The sequence below is a fragment of the Neisseria sp. 19428wB4_WF04 genome (assembly GCF_015235335.1).
In the GTDB taxonomy this organism is placed as follows: domain Bacteria; phylum Pseudomonadota; class Gammaproteobacteria; order Burkholderiales; family Neisseriaceae; genus Neisseria; species Neisseria musculi.
Genome location: NZ_JADGLG010000007.1, coordinates 59028 through 65768 on the forward strand (window position 1 = coordinate 59028; position 6741 = coordinate 65768).

General features: G+C 50.3%; 12 protein-coding genes. 11 read left to right on the forward strand and 1 reads right to left on the reverse strand.

The genetic code is table 11. From position 1 onward, the window contains the following. The first annotated feature begins 11 nt into the window (after nt 1-11). The 11 genes from IR141_RS03215 to IR141_RS03265 all read left to right on the forward strand — a co-directional run bounded on the left by IR141_RS03215 (nt 12) and on the right by IR141_RS03265 (nt 5946). Nucleotides 12-1880, forward strand: coding sequence for a hypothetical protein (locus IR141_RS03215; RefSeq protein WP_228068147.1), 1869 nt, complete (start codon nt 12-14; stop codon nt 1878-1880). Nucleotides 1881-1893: 13 nt separating this feature from the next. Continuing rightward, nucleotides 1894-2121, forward strand: coding sequence for a hypothetical protein (locus IR141_RS03220; protein ID WP_135034230.1), 228 nt, complete (start codon nt 1894-1896; stop codon nt 2119-2121). 49 nt (nt 2122-2170) lie between these two features. After that, on the forward strand, nt 2171-2506 hold the full coding sequence (locus IR141_RS03225; RefSeq protein WP_135034231.1) for a hypothetical protein: 336 nt from the start codon (nt 2171-2173) through the stop codon (nt 2504-2506). Continuing rightward, nucleotides 2496-2699, forward strand: coding sequence for a hypothetical protein (locus IR141_RS03230; RefSeq protein ID WP_085364211.1), 204 nt, complete (start codon nt 2496-2498; stop codon nt 2697-2699). Before IR141_RS03225 ends, IR141_RS03230 begins: the two co-directional genes overlap by 11 nt. Nucleotides 2700-2711: 12 nt before the next feature. Beyond that, nucleotides 2712-3227, forward strand: a complete 516-nt coding sequence (locus IR141_RS03235; protein ID WP_135034232.1) for a hypothetical protein — start codon at nt 2712-2714, stop codon at nt 3225-3227. After that, complete coding sequence (locus tag IR141_RS03240; RefSeq protein WP_135034233.1) at nt 3224-3574, forward strand: hypothetical protein; 351 nt, start codon at nt 3224-3226, stop codon at nt 3572-3574. The genes IR141_RS03235 and IR141_RS03240 overlap by 4 nt, the downstream gene beginning before the upstream one ends. A gap of 156 nt (nt 3575-3730) precedes the next feature. Continuing rightward, complete coding sequence (locus IR141_RS03245) at nt 3731-3847, forward strand: Com family DNA-binding transcriptional regulator (protein WP_135033409.1); 117 nt, start codon at nt 3731-3733, stop codon at nt 3845-3847. Between the two features lie 80 nt (nt 3848-3927). Beyond that, nucleotides 3928-4764 (forward strand): hypothetical protein, encoded by an 837-nt coding sequence (locus IR141_RS03250; protein WP_135034234.1) that lies wholly within the window; start codon nt 3928-3930, stop codon nt 4762-4764. Nucleotides 4765-5038: 274 nt separating this feature from the next. Then, entirely contained in the window at nt 5039-5218 is a 180-nt protein-coding gene (locus IR141_RS03255; protein WP_256359851.1) for a helix-turn-helix domain-containing protein, read from the forward strand. A 69-nt stretch (nt 5219-5287) separates the two neighbouring features. Continuing rightward, entirely contained in the window at nt 5288-5539 is a 252-nt protein-coding gene (locus tag IR141_RS03260; protein WP_135034235.1) for an AbrB/MazE/SpoVT family DNA-binding domain-containing protein, read from the forward strand. Further along, on the forward strand, nt 5536-5946 hold the full coding sequence (locus tag IR141_RS03265; protein ID WP_135034236.1) for a type II toxin-antitoxin system VapC family toxin: 411 nt from the start codon (nt 5536-5538) through the stop codon (nt 5944-5946). The genes IR141_RS03260 and IR141_RS03265 overlap by 4 nt, the downstream gene beginning before the upstream one ends. Before the next feature lie 301 nt (nt 5947-6247). Here IR141_RS03265 and istB read toward each other — a convergent pair. Continuing rightward, nucleotides 6248-6741, reverse strand: a 494-nt coding sequence (gene istB, locus IR141_RS03270) for an IS21-like element helper ATPase IstB (RefSeq protein ID WP_135034237.1), incomplete at its 5' end; no start/stop codon positions are given.

A 6741-nucleotide genomic window follows, 5' to 3' on the forward strand; every position in this document is an offset into this window, starting at 1 on the left:
AATAACACACCATGAGCGATACCCGCGCCACTTCCCCCGATGCCTTGCCGTTGCCGTTCGGCTTGCCGATTGCTGCCGACCGTAACGTTGCGGCATTACCTTTACCGCTCAAACGGCGGTTGGGCGACGTGCAAGACGGCGGCTCGGTTGCCCCTGATAAAGACCGTGACTACGGTTATAACCCTTGGCGCGACCCTGTGCGGCCGATGGTGTCGGCATCGTTCGGATTCGTGCTGCCGCCCGTTGCTATGCGTGCGGCCATGCAAGGCGGTTTTTCAGACGGCTTGCCCGTAGCGTTGGATTGTGCCGGTGTGTATATGGATGCGGTAGATGTGGCCGCCTGTATGCAGGCTGCCGTGCAGGGTATGGCAGCCCTGAAGCGCAAACAAAGAAGCGTATATACCCCTGCCGTGCTGTATGGCGGCGAAGCTGCAGCCAATATCAGCGGTATGGCGGATTTGAGGCGCGAAACCCGCGCAAATATGTCGGGCGGTGCGTCTTTGGCAAGGTGTGGCCGTCAACCGTCAGGCGTGGCCGCCGAATTGCGCAAATGCGGGCTGCATGAGTTTAGGCCGTCTGCAAGCAAGGTGTTTGCATTGGATGCTTACGTTTCCGCCCGTGCGCCAACGGCGGCCTGCCGAAAATCGGTAAGCCTGCCCGCCTTGCCCGTGCCGTGCGAGTGGTACGAAATTCCCGCCGAGCCTGTGCCGCCGCAACCGCCCGACAATACTTATGTATGCGGCTTGCGCCCGCCGCCCGATAAGATGCCGCTGCGTTTCCGCCGCCGCGTTATCGGGCATAGCTCCGGCAGTATTCCGATACCGTTTACCTGCCATCCCGAACTTAAAACCCCCGTATTAAAGGCTTATATGATAGTCAATACCGTATCCGCATCGTTTGACGATACCCCGCTCACGCTGTTATCGGCATCGTTTACCGCCGATATGGGCGGTTATTGTTGGCAGGGTACGGTAACTGTACCGCCCGATGATTTTGCCCGGCTGGGTATGGATGAGCGGGCAAAAGGTCGTGAAGCGGTGATTACCGTCAATATTAATGGCGGGCTTTTTGTCATATTGGCTGAGGAATACCGAGACAACCGTGCGTTTGGGCAAAAAAGCTACACGGTATCAGGCCGCAGCGTTACCGCCCGTTTGGGCGAGAGCTACGCCGTGCAGGCAGGCGGTGTGTTTGATGCGCCTATTTATGCGCGGCAAATTGCCGATACCCAACTTAAAAACACGGGTATCAGATTAACCGACTGGCGGGCGGCCGATTGGCTGATTCCTGCCGGCATCTACGCATCAACCGATAAAACGCCGATGGCAGTTTTACAGGAATTGGCGCAGGCGGCAGGGGCGTTTGTCGAGAGCCATCCCGGTAATCCCGAAATCAACATTAAACCCCGCTGGAAAAAGCCTGCATGGGAAGTATCTGCCGCGTCGCCCGATGTTTCCGTGCCGGCATCCGTTATTTTGAGTATCAGCGGCAGCCGCAGCGTTAAACCGCTGGCAGGCGGTGTATTTGTGTATGCCGACCATGCCAAAGGCAAAGGCGCGGACGTTTACCGCAAAACGGGCAACCGCGAGCCGCGAGCCGCCGCCGTTACGGGGCCGCTTTATACCGACATGCCCGTGCTTCAGGCGGCGGGTGTGGCGGCATTGAGCGATACCGGCACGCACAAAACCGAAACCGTTACCCTGCCCGTATCCGACAAATATGCCTTGCCGTTGGCGCAATTGGGGCAGATTTGGCAGATACAGGAGCCTGCGGGGGCGTGGCAAGGCGTGGTAACGGGTGTAACGCTGACCGTCGATATTGAAAACGAGGCCCCGCGCGTATTGCAAACGGTGGTTATCAACCGCTACTTGGACGATTAAGGCGATTTTAAAAATGAACCTTTTTGAGCAATTTAATGCCATTTTTAACCGCGAGCAGCGTGGTATTGCCAAAATCACGGGGGATTTGGGCGGCGGCAGCTTTGCCGCCCGCGCACACGGTGGTGGCAACATCGTTTTGAGTGGTCAGGCGGCGAACGGCCAAAGCGTGTTTTACGACAAGCGTACCAATAAGATTATCGGGCAGGCTCCCGATTTGCAAATTACCGATATCCCCGTGTAGTGAACGGCCTGCACCCTGATAAGGCCGTCTGAAAACGTAAACTTTCCCCATGAACAAGCCTTTAATATTCAAGCGCGGCGAAACCGTGGAAATCACGCTGCTGTTCGATATTTTGGACGACTACGGCATTTCCGCCCTTTACGGCGTGAATACCCTTGCCCGCATCCGCCCGAAATTCGGCAATGACGCGGCGGCAGCCTTTGCCGCGGATGTGTTTCCCGATCAAAACCGCGTGTTGCTGACCTTGCCTGCCGAGCAGTCGGCCAAGCTGAAAGAAGGTGCTTATATTGCCGACGTTGCTTTTACCCGACTTTCAGACGGCCTTGTGCAGATGAGCGGAGATATTGCCGTCGAAATCATCAAAGGGACGAGCCATGCTGGTTAATTTTCGCGTTTACCGCGGCAACATTGCCCATGCCGAACGGCGTTTTGACGACGACCTATATAAGGTTTGGCTCGCCCAGCCCGAAAATCAGGGCAAAACCTTTGATGACTTTACCGCGTGGCTGCAAAGTTTCAGGCCGTCTGAGGAAGAGGCTCCCGATTTTGTTGCCCGTCTGATTTTAGCCATGTCATAAGTGATAAAAAACATGAAATTAATCGAACGTATCAATCAGTTTATCGATAAAGCCGGTGAAGTGCTTAAGGGCATTAAGGGCGACATCGGCCATAAATCGTCATTGCAGACCGAGCATAAAGAAAGCTTGGTGGGCGCGCTCAATGAGCTTAAAACCCGCATCGACAACGCTGCTTCAGGCGGAAATGCAGCCATTAACGACAACGCGCCTGCATCTGAATCTACCGTTTACTCCAGTCAAAAAACGCAACAGCTGATTGATGCCGCTAAAAATGATGTAAAACAGGAAGTTAAAACCGAAATCTTAGACGGTGCAGAAGAAGCCTACGACACCCTGAAAGAAGTGGGCAATTACATCAAAGAAGACAAAAGCGGTGCCGCAGCAATGGCCGAGCAAATCGGTAAACGCTTGCGTATCGACGAATCTCAAGTGTTGTCGCCCGAGCAGAAAGCCGCCGTGGAAACCACTTTGAATTTAGGCGATACCGATACCGATTTCGTCGCCCGTTTTGAGCAGGCACTGCAATGACACTTAAGCAACAAATAGAGCGTCTGTGCGACCGCATCGCCGATGAGTTCAATAGGTTGAAGCAAAACAGTGCTGTGCCGCCTTACCAAGAATTTCAGGAAGGGTATTACACCCGCCAGCAATTGGAGCAATTTAACGGCGGCAAGCCTTTGGTTAATTCTCGGTTTGTTACTTGCCCTTGGCCAAAGGCATTTAAAGAGCGACCCGATGTGCAAATAACGCTTGATATTGTGTCTGCTGCCGCAAGGGTTCACTATATCCAAAACGTAACGGAAACAGGTTTTGACGTTGCCACTAACTATGCGCTCGACCTTCGAGGTGTGTGGTTTAGGGCATATGTGAAATAAGGAGGATTGCAATTTAGAGATTTTAATGAGGGGCGGCGACGGGCAGGTGCTGGAACAATTGCCCGCCAGCCAAGCAGATATGGCCTGCATTGACTTCTAGGGCCGCCTTGCCTAGCTAGGCGGCGGGGATTGTACCTTAAACGGAGTGAATGCGACATGGTTAATTATCGCGAATTACGCTGCGCCCGCTGTTTAAAGCTGTTGTCCAAAGGCAGCGGCAGCGTACAAATTAAGTGTAACCGCTGTAAAACAATCAATACATTCAGTAAGTAATCATTTTAGAATGCCTGAGAGCATCATTTTTTATTGACTATTTTAAGAGCACCAAAAGAGTGCCTGAGAGCAAGTAAATTATGATGCAAAAATACTACTCAAAGGCACCGCTTCCATTTGCAGGGCAAAAGCGCAATTTCATTAAGCACTATCTCAACGTGCTGGATAATATACCCGGCAACGGCCAAGGTTGGACGATTGTCGATGTATTCGGAGGCAGTGGTTTACTGGCTCATGTAGCCAAGCGCGTCAAGCCCGCCGCGCGTGTCATATATAACGATTACGACCACTACGCCGCCCGCGTAAAAGCCATCCCCGACATTAACCGCCTGCGCCACCTGATCGCACAACATCTTGATGGCTTCGGCAAAAACCAACGCATACCCGATGATCTTAAGCAAATCATTATCCAAGATATAGAGCGGTTCGACGGTTTCAAATGCCATGTGGTCGTTTCGTCTTGGTTCCTGTTCAGCGGCCGACAAGCCGCAAGCTGGCAGCAGCTATATAAGGCCGAGTGGTATTACAAATTACCGTTGTCTGATTACCCTGTGGCCGACGACTACTTAGACGGCTTGGAGATAATGCGGCAGTCCTATATAGACCTAATCCCGCAATTTTCAGACAATCCTCAGGCGTTACTTGTGCTCGACCCGCCGTATTTATCCACCACTCAGGCCGCCTATGCGCAAGCCAACCGCTTCGGCTTGGTGGACTATCTAAAGCTGGTAAGCCTAACCCGCCCGCCGTATCTGTTTTTTAGTTCGACTCGCTCCGAGTTTATCGACTACATCAACACAATCGTATCAATGCGGCTGGATAATTGGCAGGCATTTGACCAAGCCACGCGCCTAACCGTGCAGGCCAAGTTAAGTAAGGATGCCTCGTATGAGGACAACTTAGTTTACAAATTTTAAATGCAATAAACCCCGATTAAAGTCGGGGTTTAAAATTTCCTTTTGCATTATTTTTGTCATCTAACAGACTTTGGGGCGGCATGACAAAAAAAATGCAAAGTAGTGACAAAACGCGCGCGACCTTACATTTGCTTGAGCTTGCTTTTAGTACTGCTATACATAGCCCGATAAATATTGCTAAGGCTATAAGTGTTTCCATAGACGTTTTCCTTTTGTTTCCCTTATCTGTTTTTGATTGTTACGTTTCCATCATCGTCAATGGCCGCACGTTCTAGTGCTTCGTTATAAGCACATCATTCAGTTGACCATGCAGGGTGTCAGTATTGCCGGAATTGCATCAGCGTTGAATTGCAGTGAGTCCACTGTGAGCAAGGTAAGGCGTAAACATAGAGACAATCACAAATCGGGCGATAAAAACCAGTTCGATATATTCGTACGCTCCAGAAAAATTTGACGGTAATGAAAAAACGCATTACATTTAAATTGTATTATCTATGGTCATCTATAAAATAGGAGATAAGAAATGGGGACTTTATCTATTACTGCCAAGGGACAGGTAACGCTGAAGCGTGATTTGTTGCAACACCTAGGGCTTGCCCCGGGACAGAAGGTGGAGTTCGACAAGCTGCCTAACGGCGAAATCAGAATGCGCGCTGCCCAAGCGGAAGGCTCGATAGAGAACTTTATCGGGCGTCATGCCGGCAAAGCCGAAAAGCCTCTCACTTTGGAGGAGATCAATGAAATAGCTGCCTCCGGCTGGGCGGGGCAGGAATGAAGATTACCGCCGATACCAACATTCTGCTGCGTGCAGTTTTGCAGGATGATCCGAAGCAGGCTGCTGTTGCCTCTGAACTCTTGCGTTCCGCAGATTTGGTGGCGGTTTCCTTGCCGAGTTTATGCGAATTGGTTTGGATATTACAGCGTGGTGCCAAGCTGAGTAGGGAGGAAGCAGCCCAAACTGTACGTGATTTGCTCAATACGGAAAAGGTGGCCATGAACCGGCCTGCAGTCGAAGCCGGATTGTCCATACTGGAAGCCAGCGGCGATTTTGCAGACGGTGTGATTGCTTATGAAGGTAACTGGCTGGGAGGTGAAATATTTTGTTCTTTCGACAAAAAAGCAGTCAAACTTTTGGAAAGGCAGGGTAAAAAAAACCAAGCTTGCCGCAAAATAAATTGTTGATTTGAGGATATTTCGGGAAGGGATGGCTCTGAAAAGCCAATCCGAATACCGAAATCCTCCATATTTATGGAGTTAATAAATAGGGGGCTGTCTGATTTTATTCAGACAGCCTTTTTATCTTATGTATTTTTATCAAAAAAATGATATAATTCATTAAATTTATTATTTTTTAAATACAATGAAGAATTACCGTTCATATCTCCAAATTGCTTCGGAAATTGATCGCGTGCTCAAAGCACAACGGCTGATGTCAATTCCATTCCAAAACTGAGCCACAGTTGTGGTCTAAAATTGAGCCACCCTATGAGCGGTGTTTCATCCGGTAAGAATCATTGCCCGTCTCAAAAATATCGCAGCAATAAGTCAGGCGGTCCAGTAAAGCACCCGTCATCTTTTCATCCATAAACAGCTTCACCCATTCACTAAAAGCCAAATTGGTCGTCATGACAACACTCGTCCTTTCATGCAGTTGGCTCATCAGATGAAACAGCAGCGCCCCGCCTTTCTGACTAAACGGCAGATACCCCAACTCATCAAGAATCAACAAATCGTACCGACATTGCTGTTCGGTTAGTTTCAGACGGCCTTCGTCTTTGTCTGCTTCCAATTTGTTGACCAAGTCCAGTACATTCCAAAAACGTACCCTAAATCCTTGTGTCGCCGCTTCGATACCCAGTGCTGTGGCAATATGCGTTTTGCCCGTACCCGGTCCGCCTACCAACACCACATTACGCTTCTGTCTGATATAGTCCCCGCCCAAAAGCAGTTCCAAGGCCGGACGGTGTATCAAACTCT